This is a genomic window from Neisseria sp. P0021.S006, assembly GCF_051956895.1.
Window position 1 is genome coordinate 1 of record NZ_JBQCWZ010000821.1, and the last position, 640, is coordinate 640.

A 640-nucleotide genomic window follows, 5' to 3' on the forward strand; every position below is an offset into this window, starting at 1 on the left:
TCAATCGCCTGCGCCAACAAAACGCGCTCGACCGGCACTTCGCCCTGCTGCTTGCTTTCCTGCTCTTTGAGTAAGGCTTTGCAGTCAATCACGCGCAAATCGTTATCCGCTGCAAAATCCATCAAAAAACGGAACATTTGCGGATTGTCTTCTTCCAGTTTTTTATCGACTGCCACACAACGGACATTGTCCACCAAAATCGGGCGCACCCAATTCGAATAGGAAAGGCGGTTGTCTTTGGTGAAGGAAGACAAAATACCGCACAGGCGCTCCGCCCAGTCGCTTGGTCGGAAAATCTTGCCTTTGCTGGTCGTACCATGGATCACAACTTCATAAGGATTACACACTAACATAAGCAGCTTCCTGAAAGTAAATGGCTGAAGGAATATTTCGCCAGTGCCAACATCAGAAAAAGTTCCGATACATAGCAACAGATGATTGAAAAAATATCAGTAAGGTTTTGAAATACGACAATGATGAGACGGCTTGCCAATCCTGACAATCCGTTTCGAATTCTTTGATTATTATACCCGATACGCCTCTTTTTCTTCAAAAATCATTTGAAAAATAACAACAGGCCGTCTGAAACCAAGTATTTCGGTTTCAGACGGCCTGCATATTTTGTATATCAATACAACAA

The 640-nt window shown here is 43.8% G+C and carries 1 protein-coding gene; it reads right to left on the minus strand.

Going from position 1 to position 640, the window contains the following annotated elements; translation table 11 throughout:
* A partial coding sequence (locus tag ACTHUM_RS17305; RefSeq protein ID WP_440403600.1) for a DUF3579 domain-containing protein occupies positions 1-353 on the minus strand: 353 nt, incomplete at its 3' end.
* Positions 354-640 lie beyond the last annotated feature (287 nt).